This is a genomic window from Nonomuraea sp. N2-4H (assembly GCF_045291505.1).
Classification (GTDB): domain Bacteria; phylum Actinomycetota; class Actinomycetes; order Streptosporangiales; family Streptosporangiaceae; genus Nonomuraea; species Nonomuraea fastidiosa.
On record NZ_CP147987.1, the window covers coordinates 6,617,620 to 6,644,148 of the forward strand.

The following is a 26,529-nucleotide window of genomic DNA, read 5'->3' on the forward strand; positions in this document are numbered from 1 at the left end:
TGTCGGCCCTGTCCACCCCTGCCTGGCTCGCCCGGATGGTCCGCCTTTGAGGGTTCGTGGGATCGTCGGCGGCACCCCGAGCCGGGACCCGCCACGGGACCGGCCGAAAGACCGATGCCTTGGGCGGTGCGTTCGTCCGGACGGCCGATGGCCGGGCCGCCCCGCTCGGCCAGCATCGTGGAGCATGAGGAAGATCGCGGCACTTGCGGCATGTACGACGCTCCTCGCGGCGGCCACCGCCGGTTGCAGCCTGAACGCCCAGGAGGTCCACGCCTCCCAGGCGTTCCCCCACACGGGCGACAGCCTGAAGATCGACGTGTCCATGGGCGGCGTCCGCGTGCTCCCCGGCTCGTACGGCACCGTCCAGGTCGAACGGTGGCTGCGCGGCAAGGCGGCCACCGACGACCCCTCGTGGTCCCTGCGCGACGGCACCCTGCGGCTCAGCGCCGACTGCACCATGGTCTTCGGCGACTGCGGCGCCCGCTACCACGTCAAGGTCCCGCCCGGCGTCCGGCTCTCTGTCGAAGCGGACGACGGCGTCATACTCAACGGCCTTACCCAGGACATCGACGCGGTCAGCCGCGAACGCATCCAGGTCACCCGCGCCTCCGGGCGGCTGCGGCTGCGCGCCGACGGCCCCGTGCAGGGCATCAACCTCACGTCGCGGGACGTACGCGTCCGCACCGACTACGGCGGCATCGACCTCGCCTTCACCGCGCGGCCCGGCAAGCTCGACCTGGAGTCGAACGACGGGCCGGTGACGGCGCGGGTGCCATCGGGCACGTACGCCGTCACCGCCGTCACCGAGACCGGGCGGCGGCGGACGGAGGTCGAGCACGACCGCAAGGCCGACGCCAGGATCGTGGCCCGCAGCGACACGGGCGACGTCCGCATCCTGAAGAAGTGACCGCGTCCACGGGAATGCGGTCACCTGCGCGGCCTGCCTTGGGAGCGCGGTCACCTGCAGAAGGCCCTGCGCCTTGCGGAAGGCGACCGCCCACAGAACCCCCTGCACCTTCGGAAAGCGACCACCCGCGGAACGCCCTCAGCCGACGCGCTCGAAGGGGGTCGGGGACTGGCCGGTCCAGCGGTAGAGGCGGGCGATGCCGGTGTGCTTGGAGACGCCGTCCTCGGTGCTCGTGCCCGCCTCGGCCGCGTAGAACAGCCCGCGCCCGAGCGAGATCAGCCCGTACTCACCGTTGAACCGCCAGCCCCGCACCCCCGTGGCCGGGTCCTGGAGGCCGCCCTTGGCCAGCGTGAGCAGCTTGCCGCGCTCCGGCTGCGGCTGGCCGGCGATCTCGCCCGTCCTCGGCCGGGCGCGGCCGTCCACGATGAAGAACGGGTAGTTGGGGAACTGCGGCTTCGAGCCCTGGTAGACGGCGAGCATCCAGTCGCCGGTGTGCTCGTCGTATTCGAGGTTCTGGACGCCGTACCTGGTGTTGCCGGTGTAGGCGAAGTACTTACCGTCCACACGCTCGGGGCCGCTCTTGTGCGGGGCGCTCTCAGTGAGCGGGCGCTCGTACTTCTTCCAGTGGCGGATGTCGTACTGAAGCAGGACCTGGTGGTCGTTGTCCTGGCGGCCGGTGTTGGCGTACACGCCGTACGCGACGGTGAGCCGCCGCGGGCCGCCCTTCTTGCCGAACGCGGGGCCGAAGGCGACGCCGTCGATGCCGCTGCAGCCGTAGCGGTGATCGGGCGTGTCGGCCACGTTGCCGTCGAAGACGCCGTCACCGTTCATGTCGGCGGTGTAGTCCTTCACGACCTCCTTGAGGTAGACCGTGCTGACCACGTCGTCGGTCTGGGCGTCCATGCCGGGGCGGTTGATGCGGTCGACGTCGAAGATCGCGATGTAGAACGACTCCTGCTCCTTGTATTCGAGCGAGCCGTACACGCGGCCGTCCTGGGTGTTGAAGTCGAGGTCGCCCAGGTGGCCGGTGAAGCCGGTGACGGAGCCGACGAGGTTGCCGTCCAGGTCGGTCTTGACGAGCACGTTCGTGAAAGAGAAGTACATGTACCCCTTCCGCTCGTCGATCGCCATGCCCTGAACGTGCCCCTCCGTCCATGCGCCGCCGGAGATCTCCAGCGGGAGGCGCTGCGGGCGGCGGGCGGCCGCGTCGACGCCGGACGTCTCGGCGCCGGGGGCGGCGAGTGCGGGGGCCGGGGCCGCCAGAAGGGTGAGAGCGGAGGTCGTGGCGAGGGTGAGCGTGAGGGCTTTGCGCATGGTGCGGTACTCGCTTCATTGATCGTGGATCAAGGCGGATATGACCGTATGCCGCCCAGGTGACACCGTTTGACCGCGAACTGAACGCAGGGCAAAACCCTTACAAACCGCACGCACACCCTGAAACAGGACATTGCCCGGCTCCTCAGGAGGCGGCGACCAGCTCCACCTCGAACCCGTCCTCGTTCTCCAAGTACGCCGCGTAGTGGGTGTCACCGCCCGCGTACGGATGCCGGTCGGGGAACATCAGCGTCCACCCGTACGCGACCGCCTCCTTCACCAGCTCGTCCACCCGCTCGCGGCTCCCGGCGTGGAAGGCCAGGTGGTTGAGCCCCGGCCGCAGCCGCTCGTGCCGGTCGGACGTCAGCGCCGGCGACTGCTCGACCACCACGTACGTCTCCCCCGCCGCCAGCTCCGCCCGTCGGGCCAGTCCTGGAAGGTCGCGTACCCGAGCGCTTCGAGCAACCACCCCCAGCTCTTGACGGCCCGCCCCAGGTCGGGAACCCAGATCTCGATGTGATGCACCGCACCGGCAACGCCCTCATCGGCCATGCCGCCGACCCTACGCCGCCCGACCGACAAGATCGCCGCACCTGCGTAGCATGTGCGCATGTTAGGGCTATTGATCTTGGTCGCTCCGCCGGCGACCCTGGTGCTGGCCGCGGTTCCGTTCGCGGCCCGATCGGCTCCGGCGCGCCGGCCGTACCGGCTGGTAGAGCGCGTGTGCTGCGCGGGACGATCATCACGGCGGCCGGGCTGGCTGTCCTGGCGCGCAGCGTGTGGGCCACGCGGTGGGGCGTCTACCACGACGACGGCAGCTCCGCGATGTGGTTCCTGGTGTCTCTCTTCGGCGGCGTGCTGCTCTTATGGGGAGCGGCCCACTTCGTCCCTTGGATGCTCGCGGCCCTCGACCGCCGCAGCACCCGCTTTCCGCGAGCCCTCCGCCTGGCGACCCGCAGACTGGGCGGAGGGCTCGCCCGTACGTCGGCGGGCGCGGCGTCCGGCATGATCGTCATCGCCACCACCACGCCCCTGCTGATCCTCGGCCCCACCATGCAGGCCCAGAATGAGGGGCGCTATCGGCCGCTGGCCCGCGCCGGCGCCGCGGTCATCGGGGCCGACACCGCAACGGAGCCGGCCACCGTACGGTCGATCATCGACCAGGAGCTACCCGGCGTACCGCTCCTGACCGCCGGCATCCGCACCCTCTCCCCCTCCTTCAACGCCTTCGACGGAACGGAACTCGTGGGCGAGACGTACGTCGGCGGCCAAGCCCTGCTCCGCCACCTCACCGGAAACCCGGACATCCCCTACGACCCCGCCACCGCCGTCCTGGTGTCGGCCGACATCGAACAGCAGGGCTACATCCCGATCCACTACACACTGTCCGGCATCGACTCGGTCACATACCTCCCCGTCATCTCCGTACCGCCGCCCGAGCCCGATTGGGAGGCGCTGTTCGTGCCGGAGGAAGCGGCGCGCACGCTCGGTGTCACGGTGACACCCGACCGGTTCATCATCGACCCCGCCCATCACCAGGTCTCGATCCCCGAGGAGGAACGCCTCGCGCGGCGCCTGCTCGTAATCGGGTTCGTGCACGTCGAACGCGGGTTCCAGCCCACGACCGCCTGGTACGTGGTCGCGGCCCTGCCCTTGCTCGCCGTGGCCGCCGTGGTGCGGGCATCCCGGTCGTTCGCGGCCTACCGCGTCCTGCGTAGGCTCAGCGCGGGCTCGTCCCTGACCCTGCGCCTCCTCACCGCCGCCCGCGCCTTGACCGCCTCGCTCTGCTCTACCGCGCTCGGCGGCCTTATAGGCATCGGTGTCGGTCTGTGCGTGCTCCGGGCGAAGAACGCCTACTCCTTGGAGCCCGCCCCGCTACCCTCCTTCTCCCCGTGGCCTGCCGTGACCGCGCTCCTTGCGGGGCTCCCTGTGCTCACCGCCCTGGCCGCCGCCCTCCTGCCGCCGTCCTGGCTCACCGGCCGCGGCACCGCGCGCTGAAGCGGATTCCAGATATCGGGTGGATCATCACCATGGCTCCCATTGCGGGCGAGTGGAAGTGGCGGGCCCGGCTGTCATGGCTGTCGTCCGTTCTCCTGCCCGGCGCCGACTGAGACGTCGAGGCCCACCCGCGGTTCTCGGGCTGGGCGGCCGAGCGCGGGCTGCTGCACGAGTGGTGACTCACCTCAATGCCTCAGCCTCTTCCCACCGGCCCAAATCATTCAGCACGCTCGCCAGTCTGCTTCGGCTGGCCAGCGTGTCAGGATGCTCCTCACCCCAGCACTCGACGCCGCGCTTCAAGCACCGCCCGATGCCCGGCCTCTGCTTCTTCCAAGCGCCCTAGGTTTCCCAGCACGCTCGCCAGATTGCCCCGGCTGGTCAGTGTGTCCGGGTGCTCCTCACCGAACACTCGGCGCCGTACTTCCAGCACCGCTCGAAGCTCAGTTTCCGCCTCGTCCAACCGTCCCAAGCCGAACAGCAGGAACGCCAGGGTTTCCACATGTGGGCTCAGCATTCGCCGCCGCATTCGACGCTCAGCCACAGGAAGGTCCGCCGAAGCAGCCCAGGCGTCGGCCAGCCAGGTCAGCGCAAGCTCCGGCGCGGAGTCTCCCTCATCGGTCCTCGTCTCATCCTTGGCAGCGACGACATCCTGGATGAGCCGGTGCACGGAGACGGTGTCCTCGGTCAGAGTGACGAGGCTGTAGGAGTTCAGAAGCCGTAGCGCGTCTAGCACCTGGAGCCGAGCGCCGTCGGCGCCCAGGATGTCGCGGGGGATGTCGTCTGGGGCATAACAGGCCAGTATCCGCAGCAGACGCACCGCGTAAGGGTTGCGTTCGCCAATGGTCTCCAGATGTACGTGCCAGAGCCGGGCGATGGTGCGTTCGGCGTCCTCGGCCTCCGGGGAGGCGGCGTACATGTGCGCGGGATGGGCCGTCAGCAGATCGAGGTATTCATGGGCGCTGATCTGGGCCTCACGGATAGCCAGTCCACCGCTCCGTTGCCGAGCCCATGGTCTGCGGCGAACTCCTCCGCCCACACCTGGAACGCCTCGTCCAGGTTCACGAGCGTGTTGTCGAGATCGAAGAGGGCGAGGCGCTGCATGACCCGATCGTATGGACGCGAGGCGTCTCCGTGCGCTCTGCTCCGTGTCTCACGGAACAGCCACGGAACAGCGCCCGTTGAGCGCCGGACTCGGGTGCCGGCGGACCCCGGCTCTCCGCTGTCAAGAACCGGGGTTTCCGCTGCTCAGAGCCCTACTTGAGGAGCTGGCGGGCCATCACCATGCGCTGGATCTGGTTGGTGCCCTCGTAGATTTGCGTGATCTTGGCGTCGCGCATCATGCGCTCGACCGGGAAGTCCTTCGTGTACCCGTATCCACCCAGGAGCTGGACCGCGTCGGTGGTGATCTCCATGGCGGCGTCCGAGGCGAGGCACTTGGCGGCGCTCGACAGGTACGTGAGGTCCTTCTGCGGCTCGCCGTTCATGGCGCGTTCGGACTTGGCCGCCGCGTGGTACGTGAGCTGCCGGGCCGCCTCCAGTTTCATGCCCATGTCGGCGATCATGAACTGGAGCCCCTGGAAGTCGGCGATGGGCCGGCCGAACTGCTTGCGCTCCTTGACGTACCCGATCGCGAAGTCGAGCGCGCCCTGGGCGATGCCGATGGCCTGGGCGGCGATGGTGATGCGGGTGTGGTCGAGGGTGGCGAGGGCGGTCTTGAAGCCGGTGCCCGGCTCGCCGATCATGCGGTCGGCCGGGATGCGGACGTTGTCCAGGATGACCTGGCGGGTGGGCGAGCCCTTGATGCCGAGCTTCTTCTCCTTGGGCCCGAAGGACACGCCTTCGTCCGACTTCTCCACGACGAAGGCGGAGATGCCGCGCGCGCCGGCCGACGGGTCGGTGACGGCCATGACGGTGTAGTACTCGCTCACGCCGGCGTTGGTGATCCACATCTTGGTGCCGTTGAGCACGTACGAGTCCCCGTCGCGGACGGCCCGCGTCTTCATGGACGCCGCGTCGGAGCCCGCCTCAGGTTCCGACAGCGCGTACGAGAACATCGCCTCCCCGCGCGCCACCGGCGGCAGGTAGCGGGACTTGAGCTCCTCGGAGGCCGACAGCAGCAGCGGCACGGTGCCGAGCTTGTTGACGGCCGGGATCAGGGACGACGACGCGCAGGCGCGGGCCACCTCCTCGATGACGATCACCGTGGCGAGCGCGTCGGCCCCGGCGCCGCCGTACTGCTCCGGCACGTGCACCGCGTGCAGCTCCGCCGCCACGAGCGCCTTATAGACGTCCCAGGAGAACTCCTCGGTCTCGTCGATCTCGGCGGCGTGCGGCGCGATCTTCTCGTCGGCCAGGGCCCGTACGGTCTCCCTGAGCATGTCGTGCTCTTCGGCGGGCGCGTAAAGAGGGAAGCTCATGCTTCAGATACTAGGACGTCCGACCATCTTGTTACCAGCTAGTACGGTTTGCGAAGATGCGCAGGTGGCACGTACGAGGTAGCGAGGCCCCGGTAGCATGCCTGCCTGCGCGATCGAAAGGAGCCCACTCGTGCCATACCGCCTCACGGTGATCGGGACCGGCTACCTCGGAATCACCCATGCGGCGTGCATGGCTGATCTCGGGTTCGAGGTCCTCGGCCTCGACGTCGACGCCGACAAGATCCGACGTCTCAACGCCGGTGATCTCCCCATTCACGAACCCGGTCTCGAACCCGTGCTGCGCCGTGGCCTCGAATCAGGACGGCTCCGCTTCACCACCTCGTACGAGGAGGCCGCCGCGTTCGGCGACGTGCACTTCATCTGCGTCGGCACGCCGCAGAAACGCGGCGAGTACGCCGCGGACGTCTCGTACATGGACAGCGCCGTCGAATCCCTCGCCCCGCTGCTCGACCGCGAGTGCCTGGTCGTGGGCAAGTCGACGGTCCCCGTCGGCACCGCCGAGCGCCTGGCCGACAAGCTCGCCCGGCTCGCCCCCGCCGGCGCCCAGGCCGAGCTGGCTTGGAACCCCGAGTTCCTGCGCGAGGGCTTCGCCGTCGAGGACACCCTCCACCCCAACCGCATCGTGCTGGGCGTGCGCAGCGAGCGCGCCGAGAAGATCCTGCGCGAGGTGTACGAGCCGATCGGCGACGTTCCGATCGTGGTGGCCGACTACGCGACGGCCGAGCTGGTCAAGACGGCCGCGAACGCCTTCCTCGCCACCAAGATCTCCTTCATCAACGCCATGGCCGAGGTCTGCGAGGCCGCTCACGCCGACGTGACGCTGCTGTCCGAGGCTTTGTCGTACGACGACCGCATCGGCGGGCGCTATCTCAACGCCGGGCTCGGCTTCGGCGGCGGCTGCCTGCCCAAGGACATCAGGGCCTTCATGGCGCGGGCCGGCGAGCTGGGCGCCGACCAGGCGCTGACGTTCCTGCGCGAGGTGGACGCCATCAACATGCGCCGCCGGGCCCGCATGGTCGACCTGGCCCGCGAGCTGGCCGGAGGCTCCTTTCACGGCTGCACGGTCGGCGTGCTCGGGGCGGCGTTCAAGCCGGACTCCGACGACATCCGCGACTCCCCCGCGCTCGATGTGGCCGTCACGATCGGCGACCAGGGCGGGACGGTCACCGTGTACGACCCCATCGCCCTCGACAACGCCCGCAAGGCGCACCCCGAGCTGAACTACGGCGATTCGGCCATCGAGGCGGTACGCGGGGCGCATGTGGTGCTGCTGCTCACCGAGTGGCAGGAGTTCGTCCGGCTCGATCCCGACGAGCTGGGTGCCGTCGTCGCCGCCCGGCGCATCGTGGACGGGCGCAACGCGCTCAACGCCGAGGCCTGGCGCTCGGCCGGCTGGCACTACCGCGCCCTCGGCCGCCCCTGACCGGCCGGCTGGCACTACCACGCCCTCGGCCGCCCCTGAGCGGCCGTTCCGGCATTCGGGGCTCCGCTGGTCGCGAGCCGGTACGGCTCGTTGAGCCGCTGGTGGAGGGCCGATGCGCGCCCTCCGGGCAGCCGTTCAGGTCAGGTGGCGCACCCACTGCGTGAGCAGCGGGCGGTAGCCCCGTCGTGCCCAGAACGGGGTGGAGAGCGGGTTCGGCAGGGCGTGGTGGAGCAGCACGGACGACACGCCCTCGGCCGCCGCGTGCGCGTGTGCGACCTCGGTCAGCGCCGCCCCGACGCCGCGCCCCGCGCCGGCGGCTCGACGTACATCACCCCGAGGTACGCCACCGGCGCGTCGTTCACCCACCCCGAGATCCATCGGGCGCGTACGGGCGGCTCGACGATGACGCAACCCACCGGCTCGCCGTCCACCTCGGCCAGCCAGCACCACTCCAGCGGCAGCACCTCGCCCGCCACCGACTCCCTGATCCGGTCGGGGGTGGACGGCCTGGGCGTCACCCAGCCGAACTGGGCGTCGAAGGCGGCCAGGCGTTCGTACATCGCCGAGACCGTGTCAACGTCGCCCTGGCCCGCCGCGCGGATCTTCACCGGTGAGGCGGGCGGGGCGGGCGCGTCGTGCGGGCGCAGGCGGTGGACGGAGACCGCCACGGTGGGGGCGAAGCCGCGTACGGCCAGCGCTCTGACCGGGACGGTGTCGCGGCTCGGCCAGACCACGCTCAGCGCCTGCTCGGGCTCGTCACCGCGCGGCATCTCCAGCCAGCGGTCGAGCAGCGCCCCGAGCGCTTTCTGCGGATCGGGGCCGGACACCCGGGCGCGCAGCCGGTGGACGATGAGCGGTGACCACGCGGCCTGGAGGCTGCCGGGGTCGAGCCGGTCCACGTTGACCAGGCCGACGCCGCCAGGCACCTCAAGCGGCACGTCGTGCTCCCTGACGACCAGCGCGCCCTGGTCGGCCACGAGCGGGTCAACAGCGCGTACGCGGGCCTCGTGGCCCTTGATCGGGTCGTCGTCCATGGCTAGGCACCCTATCCACGGAAAACCCCAGGATAAAAGGCATGCGCCCCTTTAGGACAGCCGGGGGTCGCACCGCCGCCGACCGGCCGGCAACGCCCCACGCCTCCGCCCTGGCACCGCCGAAACGCCCCGTCCGGCGGCCAGAGCAGGCAGCCGTCTCGGGGGCCGCACAGAGCCCACGTAGCGACGGCACGCGGGCGGGGAGGCCGCACGCGGGCGCGGAGACGCCACATCGGCGGGTGAGCCGGGCGAGGGTGAGCGCTGAGTCGCCGCCGCGGAGCCGGACGGCCCGAGCAAGGGACGGCCTACAGGTCGGCGGCCTCGGCGCGGAGGCGCTCGCCCTTCGCGTACGCCTGCTCCTTCAGCTTCCCCTGGAACTCCTCCATCCGCGCCCGCAGCCCCTCGTCAGAAGCGGCGAGGATGCGGACGGCGAGGAGGCCGGCGTTGCGGGCGCCGCCGACGGCGACGGTGGCGACGGGCACTCCGGCCGGCATCTGCACGATCGACAGCAGCGAGTCCATGCCGTCGAGGTACTTCAGCGGCACCGGGACCCCGATGACGGGCAGCGGGGTGACGGAGGCGAGCATGCCGGGGAGGTGGGCGGCGCCGCCGGCGCCGGCGATGATGACCTTGATGCCCCGGGAGGCGGCCTGGCGGCCGTACTCGATCATCTCGAGCGGCATGCGGTGCGCCGAGACCACGTCGGCCTCGAACGGCACGCCGAACTCGGCGACCGCCTCGGCGGCGGCCTTCATGACCGGCCAGTCGGAGTCGCTGCCCATGACGATGGCGACGGTCATGTGTACTCCCCTGTCATGAGGTAGACGGCGGCGTGGCGGGCGCGGGCGCGCACCTTCTCGAGGTTGGAGCCGAGCACGGTGACGTGGCCGATCTTGCGGCCGGGCCGCACCTCCTTGCCGTAGAAGTGCAGCTTGATGCCGGGGTCGTGGGCGAGCACGTGCTCGTAGCGCTTGAACAGGTCGGGGTCGTCGCCGCCGAGCAGGTTGGCCATGACGACATGCTGGGCGGTCATGCGGGGCGAGCCGAGCGGCAGGTCGAGCACGGCGCGCAGGTGCTGCTCGAACTGCGAGGTGGTGGCGCCCTCGATGGTCCAGTGGCCGCTGTTGTGGGGGCGCATGGCCAGCTCGTTGACCACGATGCCGCGCGCGGTCTCGAACATCTCGACGGCGAGCAGCCCGGTGACGCCCAGCTCGTTGGCGATCTGCAGGCCGATGTGCTGGGCGCGCGCGGCGGCCTCGGGGTCGAGGTCGGGGGCGGGCGCGATGACCTCGACGCAGATGCCGTCGCGCTGGACGGTCTCGACGACGGGGTAGCTGACGCCCTGGCCGTGGGGCGAGCGGGCGACCAGCACGGCCAGCTCGCGCTCGAACGGCACGAACGCCTCGGCCATCAGCTCGACGCCGGTCGCGAACGCCTCGGCGGCCTCTTCCGGCGTGTGGCAGACCCACACGCCGCGCCCGTCGTAGCCACCGCGCACGGCCTTGAGCACGACGGGCCAGCCGTGGGCGCCGGCGAAGTCGGTGACGTCGTCGAGCGAGGCGACGCGCCGCCAGGCCGGGCAGGGCACGCCGATGGCGCTCAGCCGTTCGCGCATGACCGCCTTGTCCTGGGCGTGGACGAGGGCGTCGGCGCCGGGGCGGACGGTGTGGCCGGCGGCGATCAGGGCCTTGATGTGCTCGGTGGGCACGTGCTCGTGGTCGAACGTGACGACGTCGCACCCCTGGGCGAACTCGCGGAGCACATCAAGATCGCGATAGTCTCCGAGGCGCGTGTCGACGATGACCCTGGCCGCGCTCTCGTCCGGAGTGTTGGCCAGCACCCGCAACTCGACGCCGAGCGCGATGGCGGGCGGCTGCGACATCCTGGCGAGCTGGCCCGCGCCGACGATGCCGACGACCGGTCCGATGGGGCTGATGGCACTCACGCCAGGTGAGCTTACCGGGACGCAACCACTTACCCCGCCCGGCCCCGGACCTTCCGGGTGATCGTTACGGCTCGTCAGCGGGCCGATCAGGGCGTGGGAGCTGGACGGCCGTTCCGGGTTCGCCTGACTGGCACGACCGCCCAGCGATTCGCGTGCCCTCGAACTGCAGGGAAGCGTAATGCCTACTTAACGGGCATGCCGCACATAGGGCGATTTTTCTGCAGACCATCTTTGCGGGGTATGTTCGTACGCCTGACGCCCGGCCTACGTCGCGGCCGGTACGCTGAGTGGACCACGCTCGACGTGGGTCACGCTCGACGTGGACCACGCCCGGCGAGGCGAGGCTCGATGAGGGAAGGGACCGAGCAGAGACGTGACTTTCGCCAAGCGGCTCTACCAGCGGTTCGCCTCTCTCGTGCACGAGCTGGCCAAGTTCGGCAGCATCGGGGCGGTCGCGTTCGTCCTCGACACGAGCCTGCTCAACCTCTGCAACGTCGTCATCGGCCTCGGCCCGCTGACCTCCAAGGTCGTCGCCACCACGATCTCCACGACCTTCGCCTATCTCGGCAACCGCTACTGGACCTTCCGCCACCGCGAGCAGAGCGGTCTTGGCCGCGAATACTTCCTGTTCTTCCTGCTCAACGGCATCGCCCTGCTGTTCGGCATGCTGACGATCGGCTTCACCACGTACACGCTGGGCCTGCACGACACGCTCAGCTTCAACATCGCCAACATCGTGGGCGTTGGACTCGGCACCCTGTTCCGTTACTGGTCGTACAAGAAGTGGGTGTTCCTGGAGGCCACCGAGCCCATCCCGGTGGAGCTGCCGGAGGGCGGCGTCAGGCAGGACCGCTGACCACCCTGTTACGGCCGTCGTCGTCGGCCGGGCGCAGGAAGATGGCGAACGTCGCCGGCCTGCGCCGCACCAGCTCGAGCCGGCCGCCGTCGGCGGCGGCCAGCGCACGGGCCAGCGTCAGGCCGAGTCCGGTGCCTCCGCCGCCGCTGACGTTCCTGTCGAAGATCTTGGGGGCGATGTCGTCGGCGATGCCGGGTCCCTCGTCGGACACCTCGATCACCACGTAGTTGTCGCCGCAGGTGGTGGAGACGGTGACCGTGCCGCCGCCGTGCCGCAGGGAGTTCTCCAGCAGCGAGGCGATGACCTGGCCGAAGCCGCCGGTGGTGGCCATCGCTTTCAGCCCGCGTGTGCCTTCGAGCCGCAGCTCGCGCCCGGCGTCCTTGAACACCGGCTCCCACTCGGTCATCTGCTGTGACAGCACCTCGTCCACGGCCACCGGCTCGGCCTGGGCGTGCCGCTGCCGGCGGGCCGCGGCGAGCAGCTCGTCGATGACCGCGGTGAGCCGTTCGGCCTGCACGATCGCCGCCTCGCCCTCCTCGCGGACCACATCGGGCTCGTGGGCCGAGGCCACGATCTCCTCCAGGCGCATCGTCAGCCCCGTCAAGGGGGTGCGGAGCTGATGCGAGGCGTCGGTGGCGAACTCGCGCTCGCGGGTGAGCAGGTCGGAGATGCGGGTGGCGCTGCGGTCGAGCACCTGCGCCACGCGATCCAGCTCGGGGATGCCGTAGCGGTGCTTGCTCGGCCGCGCGTCACCTGACCCCAGCCGGTCGGCGATCTTCGCCAGGTCCTGCAACGGCAGCGTGAGCCGCCGCGACTGCACGACGGCCAGGCTCACGGCGACCGCCAGGGCGGCGCCGGCCAACGCGACGATGAGCAGCAGCCGAGCCCGTACGTCCTGCTCGACCTGGTCGCGGTCGCGACTGATGCGCACATAGATGCCGGTATTGGTCTGGGCGTCCTCGGTCATCAGGTGACCCGACGGCGGGGGGTCGCCGACGACGGTCACCCTCAGGGGGGTTCCGCGTTCCCAGATCTGTATGAATCTGCCCGGATACTTCTGTTCCAGTTGCTGGGGGTCGAGCGGCGTCTCCTGGATGCGGGCGTACTCCACCTCGCCCACGAGACGCTTGGCCTCCGCCCCGAGCTCCTTAGCCGCCTCATCGACGATCAGGCGGCTGACGACGACGCCCAGGGGGACCCCCAGCAGCAGGACCGCGATGACCGCGACGAGCAGCGTGGAGGAGAGCAGTCGGCGGCGCATCTCCTACTCGCGCTCGAACCTGAAGCCGACCCCCCGGACCGTGGTGATGTAACGCGGCTTGGCGGCGTCGTCGCCCAGCTTCCGACGCAACCAGGAGATGTGCATGTCGAGCGTTTTCGTGGACCCCCACCAGTTGGTGTCCCACACCTCGCGCATGATCTGCTCACGGGTGACGACCTTGCCCGCGTCGCGTACGAGCACGCGAAGCAGGTCGAACTCCTTGGTCGTCAGGTGCAGCTCCTTGTCCCCCATCCAGGCGCGGCGCGAATCGGCGTCGATCCGCACGCCCTGGACGACCGGGGTCTCGGAGGTGCCACGCCGCAGCAGCGCCCGCACTCTGGCGAGCAGCTCCGCGAGGCGGAACGGTTTCGTCACGTAGTCATCGGCGCCCGCGTCGAGACCGACGACGGTGTCGACCTCGTCGACGCGTGCCGTGAGAATCAGAACCGGAGTGCCGTGCCCCTCGGCGCGGATCCGGCGGGCGACCTCCAGGCCGTCCATCTCTGGCAGCCCAAGGTCGAGAACAATGAGATCGATGCCGCCCGAAAGGGCCCTCTCCAAGGCTTGAGGGCCGTCGGGGCTCACCTCGACCTGATAGCCCTCGCGGCGCAGTGCGCGCGCAAGCGGCTCGGAAATCGAGGTGTCATCCTCGGCGAGAAGAACGCAGGTCATAAAGCGATCGTAGGACCTTAGGCGATCGTTTCCCGGGTTGAGCGCGCGGTTTGACTCGTCGTTGACCTATCCATTGACCTGGGCAAACACAGCTAAAATACGTTAGGGGGTGATTAAAACACCACCGCTTGCGTTGCGCGGGTCAACGGGGTGGTCATGCCCGTTCGGGAACGCCGCAATCACCACGACCGGCTAATGATCGGCGTTTCTCGCATAAGTCGCCGAAAATCGATCAAGCGGAAATGTCGCTGTTTTCAGGCGAGCGCCGTTCGGCGGGCCCGAGCGGTACAGTGCGAGCCTTCCGGCCGAGGGGAAACGGGCCTGATCGATCCGGGAGGCCGGGGCGCGCGGCTGAGGAGCCGCGGCGCACCCCGGGAGGGGCCACGGATGAGTGCGTACGGGCCGGCGCGGAGCACCCGGGCGTCCCGGCGTCCGTCGAGGGGCTTCGAGCGACGGCGACGGCGACGGCGACGGCGGGACCGGTCAGTTGTAGTCGTTGTCGAACGAGCGAGGCTCGGCGTAACGCGCCAGGTAGAGCTGCTCGCCCAGGGTCTGGATCAGCTCCAGCTCGGTTTCGAGGTAGTCGATGTGCTCTTCCTCGTCCTTGAGGATGTCCTCGAAGATGTTCGCCGAGGTGATGTCGCCCTTCTCGCGCATGAGCTGGATGGCCGGCCGCAGCCGCTGCACCACCGCCATCTCCACCTCCAAGTCGGCCTGGATCTGCTCGGGCACGGTCTGCCCAATGTGGAGCGTTCCAAGCCGCTGATAGTTGGGCAGGCCCTCGAGGAAGAGGATGCGGTCGGTGAGCCGCTCGGCGTGGCGCATCTCCTCGATGGACTCGTCGCGGGTGCGCTTGGCGAGCTTGGTGTATCCCCAGTTCTCCTGCATCTTGGCGTGCAGGAAGTACTGGTTGATCGCGGTCAGCTCGGCGGTGAGCTGTTCGTTGAGCAACTCGATGATCTGCCTATCGCCCTGCATAACGGGCCCCTCATCGTCGATCCGGTCATGCGGTCGTCAGTTCCTGAGACCTTTTCAGGATCGCACAGATCTTCCGAACACAACGGGCACAGTCACCACCGGCACCAGTGGTGTCGCGGATCTGCTTGGCGCTGGTCGCCCCGGCGGCGATGCAGTCGTGCACTTCGTTCTCGGTCACGGCACGACAGATGCACACGTACATTGCTGGGGGCATGCCTTTCACACGCAGGGATGAGGGAGACCGCCTTAGGTAAGGCACACCTAAAGATAACCCACTGAGGTTAGGCTTGCCTACGTCGGGTCGGTCACACGCGCCGGATCCTCGCAGGTGAAAGGCCTTTCGCGCGTCAGAAGGGCCCCGGCTCAGCATCACAAGGCCCCTGGCTCAGCGTCAGGAGGCCCGGCTCGGCATCACGAGGCCCCGGCTCAGCGTCGGAAGGCCCCGGCTCAGTGGCCGCGGGCGATCCACTCCTCCAGGTGCGGCGCCTCGGCGCCGATGGTGGTGGAGTCGCCGTGCCCGGTGTGGACGACCGTCTCCGGCGGCAGCGTCAGCAGCCGGTCCCTGATCGAGTCGATGATCGTCTCGAACGAGCTGTAGGACCGCCCGGTCGCACCCGGCCCGCCCTTGAACAGCGTGTCACCGCTGAACAGCGCCCCCAGGTCGGGCGCGAACAGGCAGACCGCGCCCGGCGAGTGGCCCGGCGTGTGCAGAATCTGCAGCGCGATGCCGCCCACGGTGAGCTTGTCGCCGTCGCCGAGCGGCTCGTACGACACCTCGGGCCCGTACACCTGCTCCCACAGCACCTGGTCGGCCGGGTGCAGCCGGATCGGCGCGCCCGTGCGCTCGGCCAGCTCGCGGGCGGCGTTGATGTGGTCGTTGTGCGCGTGGGTGCAGACGATGGCCCGCACGCTGCGCCCGCCCGCACGCTCGGCGATCGCCGTCGCGTCGTGGGCGGCGTCGATGACCACGACCTCGCGGGCGTCGCCGACCAGCCAGACGTTGTTGTCGACGTCCCACGTGCCGCCGTCCAGCGAGAACGTGCCCGAGGTGATGACCCTGTCGATCATCAGAAGACCACCACCGAACGCAGCACCTCGCCCCTGTGCATCTTCGCGAACGCCTCCTCGACCTGCTCGACCCCGATCGTCTCGGAGACGAACTTGTCGAGCGGCAGGCGGTTTTGCAGGAACAGGTCGATGAGCATGGGGAAGTCGCGCGACGGCAGGCAGTCGCCGTACCAGGAGGACTTCAGCGCGCCGCCGCGGCCGAACACGTCGAGCAGCGGCAGGTCGATGCGCATCTCCGGGGTCGGCACGCCGACGAGCACCACCGTGCCGGCCAGGTCGCGGGCGTAGAACGCCTGCTCGTACGTCTCGGGCCTGCCCACCGCCTCGACCACCACGTCCGCGCCGAAGCCGCCGGTCAGCTCGCGGATCGCCTCGACCGGGTCGTTCTCGCGGGAGTTGACCGTGTGGGTGGCGCCGAACTGGCGGGCCCACTCCAGCTTGCGGTCGTCCACGTCGACCGCGATGATCTTCGCCGCGCCGGCCAGCGAGGAGCCGAGGATGGCCGCGTCGCCGACGCCGCCGCAGCCGATGACCGCCACGCTGTCGCCGCGGGTGACGCCGCCGGTGTTGATCGCCGCGCCGATGCCGGCCATCACGCCGCAGCCCAGCAGGCCCGCGACCTGCGCGGGCGCGTCGGCGGAGACCTTCGTGCACTGGCCCGCCGCGACGAGCGTCTTGTCGAGGAACGCCCCGATGCCGAGCGCGGGCGACAGCTCGGTGCCGTCCTTGAGCGTCATCTTCTGCTTGGCGTTGTGGGTGTTGAAGCAGTACCACGGCCGCCCGCGCAGGCAGGCCCGGCACTGGCCGCACACCGCGCGCCAGTTGAGGATCACGAAGTCGCCGGGCGCGACCTCGGTGACACCGGGGCCGACCGCCTCGACGACGCCCGCCGCCTCGTGTCCGAGCAGGAACGGGTAGTCATCGCTGATCCCGCCCTCCCGATAGTGCAGGTCGGTGTGGCACACGCCGCAGGCCTGCACGTTCACCACCGCTTCGCCCGGACCTGGGTCCGGCACGATCACCGTCTCGAGGGAAACTTCCTGGCCCTTGCCCCGGGCGACGACGCCCTGCACTTCGTACGGCATGCCAGCCATCTTGTGTCAGGAGGTTGATCTCCGCAAGGGACCGGGCGTGAGCACGCCGAGACCTTTGCGGACCGCGTCCCCGCCCGCGTCAGCGGCCGTCGATCTCCCCGTCGGAGGCGTCCTCCACGAGCCGGAACAGGTCGGTGCGGACGTCCTGGATCTTCGGGATGTCGCGCAGCACGATCTCGCCGCGCTCGCCCGCCGACTCGACCGTCAGCGTGCCGCAGCCGAGCAGGCGCTCGGCGAAGGTCTGGTCGGAGCTCACCGTGTTGACCTTGGCGATGGGAATCTCGTCGGTCGACTTGTTGAGCACGCCGGTGCTGATCGTGAAGCGGTGGGTGGTGAGCACGTAGCCGGTGTTCTTCCACTGCAGGTACGGCACGAACGACCAGATCGTCAGCAGGATGAGCCCGATGACCGCGACCGCGATCCTGGCGTAGGCGGCGTACTCGAAGTCGCCGGGGATGAAGTAGATCGCCGCGCCCGAGGCGAGGGCTATGAGGACCAGCGCGATGAAGGGACCGACGAGCCGCTTCCAGTGGGGGTGGAAGGATCGGACGCGCCGCTCACCCTGCGTCAGATGGTGGTCGGGAATGGTCATGGCCCAATCATGGCCCAAAACGTGCCATCAACGCTGCGTGCCTGCCATGCCACCGGAGGAAACCGGCTCGCTCACCCCGCCGGCCTGACGTGCACGACGTCGCCCGCGCTCAGCGTGTGACGCTCGCCGTCCGCCTCCACCTGTAGGTGGCCGTCCTTGTCGATGCCGGTGGCCAGGCCGGTGAGCGTGCGGTCGCCGGGCAGCTCGACCCTGACCCGCTGTCCCACGGTGGCGCTGGCCGCCAGGTAGGCCGAGCGCAGGCCGGCCGCCTCCGCGTCGCCGCCCGCCCGCGTCCAGTCGCGGTAGTGGGTCTCGACCTCGCGCAGCACGGCGCGCAGGAGCGGGTCGCGGTCGGTGCAGGCCGCCTTCTCGACGGCCAGCGACGTGGCGGTCTCGACGGGCAGCTCGTCATCGCGCAGCGAGACGTTGAGCCCCATGCCGATGACGACGGCGTCGCCCGAGCGCTCGGCCAGCACGCCGGCCAGCTTGCGCTCGCCGATCAGCAGGTCGTTGGGCCACTTGAGCCGGACGTCCACCTCGGCGATGCGGCGTACGGCCGAGGCGGCGGCGACGCCGTACAGCAGCGACAGCCAGCTCTGGGCCGCGATCGGCATCTGCGGCCTGAGCAGGATGGAGAACGTCAGTCCTGAACGGGGCGGCGCCGACCATGTGCGGCCCAGCCGCCCGCGGCCCGCCCGCTGCGCCTCCGCGATCAGCACCGTGCCCTCGGGCGCGCCGGCGCGGGCGGCCGCGGCCAGGTCGGCGTTGGTGGAACCGGTGCTGCCGACGACGGTGAGCGCGGTCCACAGCGAGCCGGGACGCACCAGGGCACGGGTGAGCGCCGCCTCGGACAGTGGCGGACGCTCGAGGTCGGAGTAGCGTGAGTCGGGCATCCCCCTATCTTCGCAGGGGGTAGGAGGGAGGGATGAGCATGCGTACGACTCCCCCGGCGGCGAGCGGCCGGGACGCGCAGGCGCGCCCTGGGCCGATCACCCGCGTCCGCGTCAGGGAGCTGACCGGCGCGTCGGGCCGCGACCGGCGCGACGACCTCGCGACCGAGGAGCCGCTGGAGATCCGGCTCACCGCTCCCGACGGCACGCGCAGGACGGTCGCCATCACCATGCGCACGCCGGGACACGACTTCGAGCTGGCCGCCGGGTTCCTGCACGGCGAGGGCCTCGTGGGGCCCGGCGACATCGCGGCGATCGCGTACTGCACCGACGAGGACCTGCCGCCCGAGGCGCGCTACAACACGGTGACGGTACGGCTGCACGGCCCCATCCCCGAGCTGCCCGCGCTCGACCGGCACTTCCTGACCTCCAGCGCCTGCGGCGTGTGCGGCTCTGCGAGCCTCGACGCGCTGCGCGACCGCTGCCGCTCGGTGCCGCGCGGCGAGCTCACGCTCTCCCCCGACCTGCTGTACGGGCTGCCCGAGGCGCTGCGGCTGGCCCAGGGCGTGTTCGGCAAGACGGGCGGCCTGCACGCCGCGGGCCTGTTCGCGGCCGACGGCACGCCGGTGGCGGTGCGCGAGGACGTCGGCCGGCACAACGCGGTCGACAAGCTCGTGGGGTGGGCGGCGCTGAACGGGCGGCTGCCGCTGGCCGAGCACGTGCTCATGGTCAGCGGCCGCGCCAGCTACGAGATCATGCAGAAGGCGCTGGCGGCCGGGGTGCCCGTGGTGTGCGCGGTGTCGGCCCCGTCGTCGCTGGCGGTGGAGCTGGCCAGGGAGTTCGGGCTGACGCTGGTGGGCTTCCTGCGCGGGGAGCGCTGCAACGTGTACGCGGGCGCCGAACGCGTCCTGTCGTGAGCGGTCCGCTTCACGGCGGATGCCCGTGCCGGGGCGTCCCGGCACGGGCTCCACGTGCGGTCAGCCGGTGTTCTGCAGGCCGGCCGCGACGCCGTTGACCGACAGCAGCAGCAGCGTGGACAGCCGGTCGCGCTCCTGCTCCGACGGGTTGCCGGTGCGCAGCGCGCGCAGGGCGCGGAGCTGGAGGTGCGACAGCGCGTCCACGTACGGGTCGCGCAGCTGCACGGCCCTGCTGAGCACCTTGCGGTTCTCCAGCAGCCGGGTGTGCCCGGTGACGCGCAGCACCAGCTCGCGGGTGCGGTCGTACTCCTCCAGGACCTGCCTGCTGAAGTCCTCGCGGCCGCCGAGCGCGAGGTAGCGCTCGGCGATCGAGCGGTCGGTCTTGGCCAGCGACATCTCGGCGTTGTCCAGCAGCGAGTTGAACAGCGGCCATTCCCGGTAGGCGGCGCGCAGCTCGTCGATGTCGCCGACGGCGGCGAGTCCGGTGCCGAGGCCGTACCAGCCGGGCAGGTTGACGCGGGTCTGCGCCCAGGCGAACACCCACGGGATGGCCCGCAGGTCGTCGAGCGAGCGGGGCGCGCCCAGGCCGCGCCGGGCCGGGCGGGAGCCGAGCCGCAGCGTGCCGATCTCCTCCAGCGGGCTGACCAGGCCGAACCACTCGGGGAAGCCCGGCGCCTCGGTCAGCGCGCGGTACGCCTGCTCGGACGCCCTGGCCACCTGCTCGGCCAGCCCGCGGAAGCGCTCGGCGGCGGCCGCCGTGCGCTCGCTCACCGTGGGCGACGAGGCCAGCAGCACCGCGTTGGCCACCTGCTCCAGATGGCGGCGGGCGATCGCGATGTGGCCGTAGCGGGCGAAGATGACCTCACCCTGCTCGGTGACCTTGAACCGGCCCGCCACCGAGCCGGGCGCCTGCGCCAGCACCGCGCGGTTGGCCGGGCCGCCGCCGCGGCCGAGCGCGCCACCCCTGCCGTGGAACATGCGGAGCTTGACGTCGTGCTTGGCGGCCCAGGCGGTCAGCGCCTCCTGCGCCTCGTACAGCCGCAGCGTGGCGGCGGCGGGGCCGAGCTCCTTGGCCGAGTCGGAGTAGCCGAGCATGATCTCCATGCGCCGGCCGGTGTCGGCCAGCCGCTGCTGCACTTCGGGGATCTCCAGCATGCCGGTCAGCACGTCGGCCGAGTTGGCGAGGTCCTGGCCCGACTCGAACAGCGGCACCACGTCGAGCACCGGCGCGCGATCGCCGAGCGCGTAGCGGGCCAGCTCGTAGACGGCGGCGATGTCGTCGGCCGAGCGGGTGAAGGAGACCACGTAGCGCGAGCAGGCACGGACGCCGTAGCGCTCCTGGATCCAGCCGATCACCCGGATGGTGGCCAGCACCTCCTCGGTGCGCTCCGACGGCTCGGCACCCGAGCGCAGCTCCTCCAGCGCGGCGGCGTGCACCTGGGAGTGCTGGCGCACCTCCAGCTCGGCCAGGTGGAAGCCGAACGTCTCCACCTGCCAGATGAGGTGCTGCAGCTCGCCGTACGCCTGCCGCGGCGCGGAGGCGGCCAGCGACTCCTGGGCGAGGCGCAGGTCGGCGAGCAGCTCGTCGGGCGAGCGGTAGGCCAGGTCGAGGTCGCGGCGGTGGGTGGCGGCGATGCGGGCGGCCACGAACAGCAGCCACTGCCGGTGCGGCTCGCGCGGCGAGCGGGTGGCCAGCTCCGACACCACGTCGGGGTGGGCGGCCACGGCCGCCGCCAGCCGGGTGCGCAGCTCGGCCGAGGGCGGCGCGAACTGGGCGGAGGCGGTCAGCGTGCGGGCGATGCGGGAGCAGGCCGTCTCCAGTGCCGCGAGGACGTGCTCCGACTGGATCTGGATGGTCTCGCGGGTGACCTTGGCGGTCACGTTGGGGTTGCCGTCGCGGTCGCCGCCGATCCAGCTTCCGTACCTGATGAACGGCTTGGCCAGGGGCGGGCGGGTGCCGGTGCGCTCGTCGAGCGCCGCGTCGAGCGAGCGGTAGACCTGCGGCACCGTACGGAACAGCGTCTCGTCGAAGGCGGCCATGGCGGTGCGCACCTCGTCGAGCGGGTCGAGCTTGGTGGAGCGGAGCTGGGCCGTGCGCCACAGCAGGTCGATCTCCTCCAGCAGGCGCCGCTTGCTCTCGGCGCGCTCGGAGGCCCCGCGGCCTGGGGCGTTGTACTCGGTGAGCTGGCCGCTGATGCGCTGGATGGCGGTGACCACGGCCCGCCTGCGGGCCTCCGTGGGGTGCGCGGTGAGCACCGGGTGCAGCTCAAGGCCCTCCAGCAGCTCGACGACGCGGTCCTGGCCGAGCTGCTGCACGGCCTGCGCGAGCGATTCGCGCTGCACCTTGCCCTCGGCATCGCGCTCGCGCAGCGTGCGGATGCGGTAGTGCTCCTCGGCCAGGTTGGCGAGGTGGAAGTAGCAGGTGAACGCGCGGGCCACCGCCACGGCCCGCTCGATCTCCCATCCGGCGACCATTTCGGTGATGGCGTCGGCCGAGACCTCGCCCCTGCGCGCCGCGATGACGGCTTTGCGCAGGCGTTCGACGTCGGCCAGCAGGTCTTCGCCGCCCTGCTCGGCCAGCACCTGGCCGAGCAGTTTGCCGAGCAGACGCACGTCGTGGCGTAGCTCGTCCGGCATCTCGGTAACGGCGGCACTGCGACGCTCGAGCCCCTGGTCAATCATGTTTCGAAGGGTAGCGAGTCGGTTTTCGGCGCCGTAGACCGGTCTCAGGTATTGGACTAGACCACTGGTCAGGTGGGTCGCGACACCGCCGCGAGGAGTTCTGGCGTACGGCGGAAGCCGACCCTGGCGGCCAGCCGCCGCCCGAGCGTCTCCAGCAGCAGCCCGTAGCAGGGCGCGAGCACGGCCGCCCAGGTGAGCCCGAACGCCATCGGCACGACGAACGGCAGCGACAGCACGCTGATCGCCACCATGGCGCCCGCCCCCGAGGCGAACGCGAGCCCGCCCTGTCCGGGGGCGGCGCCGGTGAAGGCGTTCATGCGTTCCGGCACCGTGTACGGCAGCACCACGCTGGTCACCGAGCCGACCCCGAGCCCGGTGCCGAGCACGCCCCACCCGGTGAGCAGGGCGGGCGCGATGGCGGACGGGTGGCCGGTGAACAGGGCGGCGCCGGTGGCGATCACCGCGATCAGCGGCACGGCGATGAGCGCGCTCGCGAGGTGCCGCCCGGCGAGGTCGGTGGCCAGGCCGCGCTCGCCGCCGGACGCGACGGCGTTCATCCAGATCGAGCGGCCGTCGATGCCGAAGGCGTTGACCGACTGCAGGGCGATCATGCCGGCGGCGATCGAGGCCAGCGCGATCGCCGTGCCGGGGCCGCCGGTTCCCCCTCTGGTCAGCGAGAACGCCAGGACGACGGTGATCGCCATCGCGCTGAACCAGCCGACGCGGTAGCGGGGCTCGCGCCTGATGTACTTCAGCTCCTTGGTCACCACGGCGGCCAGCGGCCCGTCGGGCAGGAAGCGGTCGATGAGCCCGCTCTCCCTGCGTACGGTGGCCGCTTTGGCGGAGGCGCCGGGCGTGACCAGGGCCCGGCTGAGCGCCTTGATCCAGAGCACGGCCAGCACCACGGTGAGCAGCGCGACCAGCACCACCTCGGCGAGCGCGAGTAGCCCGCCGTCGGTGATGGCGTGGGCCAGCATGCCGGGCGGCGTCCACCTGAGCGCGCCGGCCAGGCGGTGCAGCAGCGCCGCCGGGTCGGCGAAGCCGCTGTTCAGCAGCAGATTGGGAAGCTGCGCGAGCAGGACGACGAGCAGCGCGGCCACGGCCAGCACGTCGCGCCCGCGTCTGGTGCGCAGCGCGCTGGACAGTGCCGTGGTGATCAGCCGGGACGCCACCACGCAGAGCGCGAACTGCACCAGCACCGCGAGCAGCCCGATCAGCCAGCCGCCCGCGGTCGACGCGAGCCCGACGAGCGCGCCGAGCGTGACGATCAGCAGCGCGGCGGGCCAGACGCCGATCACGGACGCGGTGAACATGCCGACCGCGAGGCGCGGGGTGCGCAGCGGCAGCAGTGCGAGCTTGGCCGGGTCGACCGTGTCGTCCACGCCGAACGCGAGCAGCGGCACGATCATCCAGCCCGCGAGCAGCGCGGCGAAGGCGAGGGTGACGAGGTCGGCGGCGACGTCCTGGGTGGCCAGCCGCAGCAGGCTCATGAGGAAGAAGCCGAGCGCGGCCACGCCTGCCGCGAGGAGCAGCGTGAACACGAAGCCGATCTTGCGCTGCGGGTCGCCGCGCAGGTTTCCGGCCATCAGGCGCAGCTTGAGCTGCGCGAAGAGCGCGACCGTCGCCATGGGTCAGGCTCCCCCTGCCGGGCCCTGCTGCCGGGGATGAGGCTGCGGAGGGCCGGGGTGCGGGGGACCCGGCTGTGGCCGGCCGGGCGGCGGCGGGCCGAACTGCGGAGGACCGTATGGCGCGGGACCCGGCTGCGGAGGACCGGGCTGTGGCGGGCCGGGCTGTGGCGGGCCGGGCGGCATCGGGCGGGAGCCGAGCCAGCTCAGCTGCGCGCCGCCGGCGCCGGGCGCGCCGCCGACGAGGTCGAGGAATGCCTCGTTGAGACTGCGCCCGCCGCGTACGTCCGCTAACGGGCCCTGCGCCACGATCTGCCCCGCGCTCATCACCGACACCCAGTCGCACAGCCGCTCGACCAGGTCCATCACGTGGCTGGAGAAGACGACGGTGGAGCCGGAGGCGGTGTAGCGGCGCAGCACCTCGGTGAGCGTGTTGGCGCTGACCGGATCGACGCCTTCGAACGGCTCGTCGAGGAAGAGCACCGACGGGTTGTGCAGCAGCGCGGCGGCCAGGCCGATCTTCTTGCGCATGCCGGTGGAGTAGTCGACGACGAGCTTGTCGGCGCTGGAGGTGAGGTCCATCACGTCGAGCAGTTCGGCGGCGCGCTGTTCGACGTCGGCCTTGGGAATGCCGCGCAGGCGGCCGTTGTAGATCAGCAGCTCGCGGCCGGAGAGCCGCTCGAACAGCCGCAGCCCTTCGGGCAGCACGCCGATGCGGGCCTTGACCGCGACGGGGTCGTGCCAGACGGAGTAGCCGTCGATCTCCGCGACGCCGCCGTCGGGGCGCAGCAGCCCGGTGATCATGCTGAGCGTGGTCGTCTTGCCGGCTCCGTTGGGGCCGACGAGGCCGGCGAAACTGCCTCGGGGGATGGTCAGGTTCACACCGGCGACGGCGATCTGCTGCCCGTAGCGCTTGAGCAGGGCGTGCGTGCGTACGGCGTCCGTCATGGCTCCACTCTAGGAGGAGGGGCTAGCCTTGCGCGCATGACCACTGCCGAGCCGATGCCGGAAGAACCGGATATTCACACCACCGCCGGAAAGATCGCTGATCTGGAGTTTCGTCGCGCGGAGGCCGTGCACGCGGGGTCCGCCGCGGCGGTGGAGAAGCAGCACGCCAAGGGCAAGATGACGGCCAGGGAGCGGGTGCTGGCGCTGCTCGACGAGGGCTCGTTCGTCGAGTTCGACGCGTTCGCCAGGCACCGCTCGACCATGTTCGGGCTGGACAAGCGGCGTCCGTACGGCGACGGCGTGATCACCGGGCACGGCACCATCGACGGCCGCCAGGTGTGCGTGTTCTCGCAGGACGTGACGGTCTTCGGCGGCTCGCTCGGCGAGGTGTACGGCGAGAAGATCGTCAAGGTGCTCGACCTGGCGCTCAAGACCGGCTGCCCGATCATCGGCATCAACGAGGGCGGCGGCGCCCGCATCCAGGAGGGCGTAGTCGCGCTCGGCCTGTACGCCGAGATCTTCAAGCGCAACGTGCACGCCTCCGGCGTGATCCCGCAGATCTCGCTCATCATGGGCGCCGCGGCCGGCGGTCACGTCTACTCCCCCGCGCTCACCGACTTCGTGGTGATGGTGGACCAGACCTCGCACATGTTCATCACGGGTCCCGACGTGATCAAGACGGTGACCGGCGAGGAGGTCACGTTTGAGGAGCTGGGCGGGGCGCACACGCACAACACGAAGTCGGGCGTGGCCCACTACCAGGCCGCCGACGAGCAGGACGCGTTCGACTACGTCAGGGCGCTGCTGTCGTACCTGCCGTCCAACAACCTCGACGAGCCGCCCGTCTACGCCGCGGCCGAGGACCTCGACCCGGACCCCGAGCTGGACGAGCTGATCCCCGACTCGGCGAACCAGCCGTACGACATGCACCGGGTGATCGAGCACGTGCTGGACGACGGTGAGTTCCTTGAGGTCCACGCGCAGTTCGCACCGAACATCGTGGTCGGGTACGGCCGGGTGGACGGTCAGCCGGTGGGCGTGGTGGCCAACCAGCCCATGCATTTCGCCGGATGCCTGGATATCAAGGCATCTGAGAAGGCTGCAAGATTTATTCGAACATGTGATGCCTTCAATATCCCAATCTTGACTTTTGTTGATGTCCCGGGTTTCCTCCCCGGCACCGATCAGGAATGGAACGGAATCATCCGCCACGGCGCCAAGCTCCTGTACGCCTACGCCGAGGCGACGGTCCCGCTGATCACCGTGATCACGCGCAAGGCGTACGGCGGCGCGTACGACGTCATGGGCTCCAAGCACCTCGGCGCGGACATCAACCTGGCCTGGCCCACCGCACAGATCGCGGTCATGGGCGCCCAGGGCGCGGTCAACATCCTCTACCGGCGCGAGCTGGCCGCCGCCGACGACCCCGACGCGCACCGGGCCAAGCTCGTCACCGAGTACGAGGACACGCTGGCGAACCCGTACATCGCGGCCGAAAGGGGCTATGTGGACGCGGTGATCCGGCCGTCCGAGACCCGGCCGCAGGTCGTCAAGGCGCTGCGCGCGCTGCGGAACAAGCGGGCCACGCTCCCGCCCAAGAAGCATGGGAACATCCCGCTATGACGCCACATCTGCGTATTGTCCGGGGCGACGCCACGCCCGAGGAGGTGGCCGCGCTCGTGACCGCGCTCGCGGCGCGGCGACGCCCCGCAGCCGAAACGGAGCGCGCTCCATCTTCGCCTCGCCAAACCTGGCGAAACCCCGCCAGAGCTATGCGTAAGCCTGTCGTCCCAGGGAAGTCGGCATGGCGGATGAGCGCACTACCCTAGATAGATCCTGCGAATCGGGTGTCAAGTTCCCCGGGAGTTGGGACTATCTAGAGAAAGT

Annotated in this window: 26 protein-coding genes; 7 read left to right on the forward strand and 19 right to left on the reverse strand. The window is 70.5% G+C overall.

From position 1 onward, the window contains the following. The first annotated feature begins 184 nt into the window (after positions 1-184). Positions 185-907, forward strand: a complete 723-nt coding sequence (locus WBK31_RS30210) for a hypothetical protein (RefSeq protein WP_378786299.1) — start codon at positions 185-187, stop codon at positions 905-907. A 138-nt stretch (positions 908-1,045) separates the two neighbouring features. Here WBK31_RS30210 and WBK31_RS30215 read toward each other — a convergent pair whose 3' ends face one another. Then, entirely contained in the window at positions 1,046-2,221 is a 1,176-nt protein-coding gene (locus tag WBK31_RS30215; protein WP_378786298.1) for a hypothetical protein, read from the reverse strand. Positions 2,222-2,366: 145 nt separating this feature from the next. After that, on the reverse strand, positions 2,367-2,690 hold the full coding sequence (locus tag WBK31_RS30220) for a hypothetical protein (RefSeq protein WP_406673532.1): 324 nt from the start codon (positions 2,688-2,690) through the stop codon (positions 2,367-2,369). Between the two features lie 254 nt (positions 2,691-2,944). On the opposite strand from WBK31_RS30220, the gene WBK31_RS30225 reads away from it, so the two are divergent. Continuing rightward, a complete protein-coding gene (locus tag WBK31_RS30225) occupies positions 2,945-4,219 on the forward strand; it encodes a hypothetical protein (protein WP_406675570.1) in 1,275 nt (424 codons plus the stop codon). Positions 4,220-4,490: 271 nt separating this feature from the next. Here the strand turns inward: WBK31_RS30225 and WBK31_RS30230 are convergent, their stop codons facing one another. From WBK31_RS30230 to WBK31_RS30240, 3 genes are all read right to left on the reverse strand, one after another. Beyond that, complete coding sequence (locus tag WBK31_RS30230) at positions 4,491-5,135, reverse strand: tetratricopeptide repeat protein (RefSeq protein ID WP_406673533.1); 645 nt, start codon at positions 5,133-5,135, stop codon at positions 4,491-4,493. A gap of 17 nt (positions 5,136-5,152) precedes the next feature. Beyond that, entirely contained in the window at positions 5,153-5,320 is a 168-nt protein-coding gene (locus WBK31_RS30235) for a hypothetical protein (protein ID WP_364060030.1), read from the reverse strand. Between the two features lie 152 nt (positions 5,321-5,472). Further along, positions 5,473-6,636 (reverse strand): acyl-CoA dehydrogenase, encoded by a 1,164-nt coding sequence (locus WBK31_RS30240; RefSeq protein WP_364060027.1) that lies wholly within the window; start codon positions 6,634-6,636, stop codon positions 5,473-5,475. Positions 6,637-6,766: 130 nt separating this feature from the next. Between WBK31_RS30240 and WBK31_RS30245 the strand changes: the two genes are divergently transcribed. Continuing rightward, entirely contained in the window at positions 6,767-8,080 is a 1,314-nt protein-coding gene (locus WBK31_RS30245; RefSeq protein WP_364060024.1) for a UDP-glucose/GDP-mannose dehydrogenase family protein, read from the forward strand. A gap of 281 nt (positions 8,081-8,361) precedes the next feature. Here the strand turns inward: WBK31_RS30245 and WBK31_RS30250 are convergent, their stop codons facing one another. The 3 genes from WBK31_RS30250 to WBK31_RS30260 all read right to left on the reverse strand — a co-directional run bounded on the left by WBK31_RS30250 (position 8,362) and on the right by WBK31_RS30260 (position 11,059). Continuing rightward, positions 8,362-9,114 (reverse strand): hypothetical protein, encoded by a 753-nt coding sequence (locus tag WBK31_RS30250; protein WP_406673534.1) that lies wholly within the window; start codon positions 9,112-9,114, stop codon positions 8,362-8,364. Between the two features lie 305 nt (positions 9,115-9,419). Continuing rightward, positions 9,420-9,914: a 5-(carboxyamino)imidazole ribonucleotide mutase gene (gene purE, locus WBK31_RS30255; RefSeq protein ID WP_364060018.1), complete on the reverse strand. Its 495-nt coding sequence runs from the start codon at positions 9,912-9,914 to the stop codon at positions 9,420-9,422. Continuing rightward, the gene (locus WBK31_RS30260) at positions 9,911-11,059 is read right to left on the reverse strand and encodes a 5-(carboxyamino)imidazole ribonucleotide synthase (RefSeq protein ID WP_406673535.1); all 1,149 of its coding nucleotides are present in this window, start codon (positions 11,057-11,059) and stop codon (positions 9,911-9,913) included. The genes purE and WBK31_RS30260 overlap by 4 nt, the downstream gene beginning before the upstream one ends. Before the next feature lie 373 nt (positions 11,060-11,432). Between WBK31_RS30260 and WBK31_RS30265 the strand changes: the two genes are divergently transcribed. Next, positions 11,433-11,915 carry a GtrA family protein gene (locus WBK31_RS30265; protein ID WP_364060012.1) on the forward strand — a complete coding sequence of 161 codons (483 nt, stop codon included), beginning with the start codon at positions 11,433-11,435 and terminating at the stop codon, positions 11,913-11,915. Here WBK31_RS30265 and WBK31_RS30270 read toward each other — a convergent pair. The 8 genes from WBK31_RS30270 to WBK31_RS30305 all read right to left on the reverse strand — a co-directional run bounded on the left by WBK31_RS30270 (position 11,899) and on the right by WBK31_RS30305 (position 18,473). Continuing rightward, positions 11,899-13,176 (reverse strand): ATP-binding protein, encoded by a 1,278-nt coding sequence (locus tag WBK31_RS30270; protein WP_364060009.1) that lies wholly within the window; start codon positions 13,174-13,176, stop codon positions 11,899-11,901. The genes WBK31_RS30265 and WBK31_RS30270 overlap by 17 nt on opposite strands. 3 nt (positions 13,177-13,179) lie before the next feature. Beyond that, positions 13,180-13,848, reverse strand: a complete 669-nt coding sequence (locus tag WBK31_RS30275) for a response regulator transcription factor (RefSeq protein ID WP_012888073.1) — start codon at positions 13,846-13,848, stop codon at positions 13,180-13,182. Positions 13,849-14,331: 483 nt separating this feature from the next. Next, positions 14,332-14,826: a bacterioferritin gene (bfr, locus tag WBK31_RS30280; protein ID WP_364060006.1), complete on the reverse strand. Its 495-nt coding sequence runs from the start codon at positions 14,824-14,826 to the stop codon at positions 14,332-14,334. 25 nt (positions 14,827-14,851) lie between these two features. Further along, entirely contained in the window at positions 14,852-15,040 is a 189-nt protein-coding gene (locus tag WBK31_RS30285) for a bacterioferritin-associated ferredoxin (RefSeq protein WP_406675542.1), read from the reverse strand. Between the two features lie 233 nt (positions 15,041-15,273). Continuing rightward, positions 15,274-15,894, reverse strand: a complete 621-nt coding sequence (locus tag WBK31_RS30290; RefSeq protein WP_364060000.1) for an MBL fold metallo-hydrolase — start codon at positions 15,892-15,894, stop codon at positions 15,274-15,276. Continuing rightward, positions 15,894-16,979, reverse strand: coding sequence for an S-(hydroxymethyl)mycothiol dehydrogenase (locus WBK31_RS30295; RefSeq protein ID WP_364059997.1), 1,086 nt, complete (start codon positions 16,977-16,979; stop codon positions 15,894-15,896). Before WBK31_RS30295 ends, WBK31_RS30290 begins: the two co-directional genes overlap by 1 nt. An 88-nt stretch (positions 16,980-17,067) precedes the next feature. Continuing rightward, the gene (locus WBK31_RS30300) at positions 17,068-17,580 is read right to left on the reverse strand and encodes a PH domain-containing protein (protein ID WP_364059994.1); all 513 of its coding nucleotides are present in this window, start codon (positions 17,578-17,580) and stop codon (positions 17,068-17,070) included. A 71-nt stretch (positions 17,581-17,651) separates the two neighbouring features. Next, a complete protein-coding gene (locus tag WBK31_RS30305) occupies positions 17,652-18,473 on the reverse strand; it encodes a biotin--[acetyl-CoA-carboxylase] ligase (protein ID WP_364059991.1) in 822 nt (273 codons plus the stop codon). A gap of 38 nt (positions 18,474-18,511) precedes the next feature. On the opposite strand from WBK31_RS30305, the gene fdhD reads away from it, so the two are divergent. Further along, positions 18,512-19,387, forward strand: coding sequence for a formate dehydrogenase accessory sulfurtransferase FdhD (gene fdhD, locus WBK31_RS30310; protein WP_378790179.1), 876 nt, complete (start codon positions 18,512-18,514; stop codon positions 19,385-19,387). Between the two features lie 60 nt (positions 19,388-19,447). Here fdhD and WBK31_RS30315 read toward each other — a convergent pair whose 3' ends face one another. From WBK31_RS30315 to WBK31_RS30325, 3 genes are all read right to left on the reverse strand, one after another. Further along, positions 19,448-22,069: a phosphoenolpyruvate carboxylase gene (locus WBK31_RS30315; RefSeq protein WP_364059985.1), complete on the reverse strand. Its 2,622-nt coding sequence runs from the start codon at positions 22,067-22,069 to the stop codon at positions 19,448-19,450. A 68-nt stretch (positions 22,070-22,137) separates the two neighbouring features. Then, a complete protein-coding gene (locus WBK31_RS30320) occupies positions 22,138-23,697 on the reverse strand; it encodes a hypothetical protein (protein ID WP_364059982.1) in 1,560 nt (519 codons plus the stop codon). A 3-nt stretch (positions 23,698-23,700) separates the two neighbouring features. Next, positions 23,701-24,642, reverse strand: coding sequence for an ABC transporter ATP-binding protein (locus WBK31_RS30325; RefSeq protein WP_364059979.1), 942 nt, complete (start codon positions 24,640-24,642; stop codon positions 23,701-23,703). A gap of 36 nt (positions 24,643-24,678) precedes the next feature. Here WBK31_RS30325 and WBK31_RS30330 point away from each other — a divergent pair, with 36 nt between their 5' ends. Continuing rightward, complete coding sequence (locus tag WBK31_RS30330; RefSeq protein WP_378786287.1) at positions 24,679-26,265, forward strand: acyl-CoA carboxylase subunit beta; 1,587 nt, start codon at positions 24,679-24,681, stop codon at positions 26,263-26,265. Beyond that, a complete protein-coding gene (locus tag WBK31_RS30335) occupies positions 26,262-26,471 on the forward strand; it encodes an acyl-CoA carboxylase subunit epsilon (RefSeq protein ID WP_364059973.1) in 210 nt (69 codons plus the stop codon). Before WBK31_RS30330 ends, WBK31_RS30335 begins: the two co-directional genes overlap by 4 nt. Positions 26,472-26,529: the final 58 nt, after the last annotated feature.

Excerpts from the sequence above, each read along its gene's own strand:
- WBK31_RS30210 (WP_378786299.1), top strand. The coding sequence starts at position 185 with ATGAGGAAGATCGCGGCACTTGCGGCATGTACGACGCTCCTCGCGGCG.
- WBK31_RS30215 (WP_378786298.1), bottom strand. The coding sequence starts at position 2,221 with ATGCGCAAAGCCCTCACGCTCACCCTCGCCACGACCTCCGCTCTCACC.
- WBK31_RS30230 (WP_406673533.1), bottom strand. The coding sequence starts at position 5,135 with ATGTACGCCGCCTCCCCGGAGGCCGAGGACGCCGAACGCACCATCGCC.
- WBK31_RS30235 (WP_364060030.1), bottom strand. The coding sequence starts at position 5,320 with ATGCAGCGCCTCGCCCTCTTCGATCTCGACAACACGCTCGTGAACCTG.
- WBK31_RS30240 (WP_364060027.1), bottom strand. The coding sequence starts at position 6,636 with ATGAGCTTCCCTCTTTACGCGCCCGCCGAAGAGCACGACATGCTCAGG.
- WBK31_RS30250 (WP_406673534.1), bottom strand. The coding sequence starts at position 9,114 with ATGGACGACGACCCGATCAAGGGCCACGAGGCCCGCGTACGCGCTGTT.
- purE (WP_364060018.1), bottom strand. The coding sequence starts at position 9,914 with ATGACCGTCGCCATCGTCATGGGCAGCGACTCCGACTGGCCGGTCATG.
- WBK31_RS30270 (WP_364060009.1), bottom strand. The coding sequence starts at position 13,176 with ATGCGCCGCCGACTGCTCTCCTCCACGCTGCTCGTCGCGGTCATCGCG.
- WBK31_RS30275 (WP_012888073.1), bottom strand. The coding sequence starts at position 13,848 with ATGACCTGCGTTCTTCTCGCCGAGGATGACACCTCGATTTCCGAGCCG.
- bfr (WP_364060006.1), bottom strand. The coding sequence starts at position 14,826 with ATGCAGGGCGATAGGCAGATCATCGAGTTGCTCAACGAACAGCTCACC.
- WBK31_RS30285 (WP_406675542.1), bottom strand. The coding sequence starts at position 15,040 with ATGCCCCCAGCAATGTACGTGTGCATCTGTCGTGCCGTGACCGAGAAC.
- WBK31_RS30290 (WP_364060000.1), bottom strand. The coding sequence starts at position 15,894 with ATGATCGACAGGGTCATCACCTCGGGCACGTTCTCGCTGGACGGCGGC.
- WBK31_RS30295 (WP_364059997.1), bottom strand. The coding sequence starts at position 16,979 with ATGCCGTACGAAGTGCAGGGCGTCGTCGCCCGGGGCAAGGGCCAGGAA.
- WBK31_RS30300 (WP_364059994.1), bottom strand. The coding sequence starts at position 17,580 with ATGACCATTCCCGACCACCATCTGACGCAGGGTGAGCGGCGCGTCCGA.
- WBK31_RS30305 (WP_364059991.1), bottom strand. The coding sequence starts at position 18,473 with ATGCCCGACTCACGCTACTCCGACCTCGAGCGTCCGCCACTGTCCGAG.
- fdhD (WP_378790179.1), top strand. The coding sequence starts at position 18,512 with ATGCGTACGACTCCCCCGGCGGCGAGCGGCCGGGACGCGCAGGCGCGC.
- WBK31_RS30315 (WP_364059985.1), bottom strand. The coding sequence starts at position 22,069 with ATGATTGACCAGGGGCTCGAGCGTCGCAGTGCCGCCGTTACCGAGATG.
- WBK31_RS30320 (WP_364059982.1), bottom strand. The coding sequence starts at position 23,697 with ATGGCGACGGTCGCGCTCTTCGCGCAGCTCAAGCTGCGCCTGATGGCC.
- WBK31_RS30325 (WP_364059979.1), bottom strand. The coding sequence starts at position 24,642 with ATGACGGACGCCGTACGCACGCACGCCCTGCTCAAGCGCTACGGGCAG.
- WBK31_RS30330 (WP_378786287.1), top strand. The coding sequence starts at position 24,679 with ATGACCACTGCCGAGCCGATGCCGGAAGAACCGGATATTCACACCACC.
- WBK31_RS30335 (WP_364059973.1), top strand. The coding sequence starts at position 26,262 with ATGACGCCACATCTGCGTATTGTCCGGGGCGACGCCACGCCCGAGGAG.